A 999-nucleotide genomic window follows, 5' to 3' on the forward strand; every position below is an offset into this window, starting at 1 on the left:
GGATGGTAGGCGATCGGGCCGACAACCGGGCACCTGGCGATGTCGCCGGTACGGGGCGGACGCAAACGGGCTCGATGGGCGCGGAGGCGACACATAACCGCACGCCCATCGGCATAGCGGACCTGGTAGGCAACGCCTGGGAGTGGCAGGACGGGTTCCTGCTGCAAGACGGCCGTTTTAAGCTGTCCTCCCACAATGCACAGGTCGAGGCGAGCTGGACGTTCGCTGATGCATTTCTTGATGCATCCATACCAACTGGAGGCTCAGTCATCCTGTCCAACGCAGTCAACAACAGGCTGGGAGCCATCGGAGACAACGGCAACGCTGGCAACTCAGCCAACGTAGATTGGCGCTCAATGACAAAGTCGGGCGGCTACGTCAGCAATCAGGCGATGAAGCGGCTGCTGCTGGAGCCAGCCAATGCATTGCCACAGGGCCGCATTTATATGCGTAACTTCGGCGAGCGACTCCCGTGTCGTGGCGGCGGTTGGGGCGACGGTGCCGATGCCGGCCTCGCTGCTGTGCATCTTTACGTTTCCCGCGCGGGCGCGAACACGGGCATTGGGTTTCGCCCCGCCTTTGCTTGAGCTTTGGGCCTTGAGTTTTGACGGCGCCGCGATAGCGGCGCTTAGGTAAATCAGGATTGATATGGATAAACAGCCTCTCGTTATTGAGCAGCGCATCCGCGACAAGCTGCGCCGCTTCAAACGGGCGATAGCGGCAGGCAGGCTAACGGCAGGCGACTGCCGACCATGCATCCAATCGTGGTGTGCGCACGCCGCGCATGCAAACACCTGGCGGCTGCGCTGCAGCCTGTTTAACATTTCGAGCGGGGCAAATAGATGAGCTACTTATATGACGGCGAAACGCACGACAACTACAATCCGGCCTTTATGGCGGCCCTCGGCATGAGCGAGGAAACGATCGCCTCCGTACTGGCCCAGCGCGACTATGAGCGGACAGATGGGCAGTTGGCGCGGCGCCGGATGGCCTATGTGG

Annotated in this window: 1 protein-coding gene; it reads left to right on the forward strand. The window is 61.2% G+C overall.

The window, feature by feature from the left end:
* The coding region (locus J9893_RS12985; protein ID WP_210600838.1) for a hypothetical protein at positions 1-587 on the forward strand (587 nt) is incomplete at its 5' end.
* Positions 588-999 lie beyond the last annotated feature (412 nt).

This window comes from Aeromonas sp. MaB10011B (assembly GCF_017939325.1).
In the GTDB taxonomy this organism is placed as follows: Bacteria; Pseudomonadota; Gammaproteobacteria; order Enterobacterales; family Aeromonadaceae; genus Aeromonas; species Aeromonas caviae.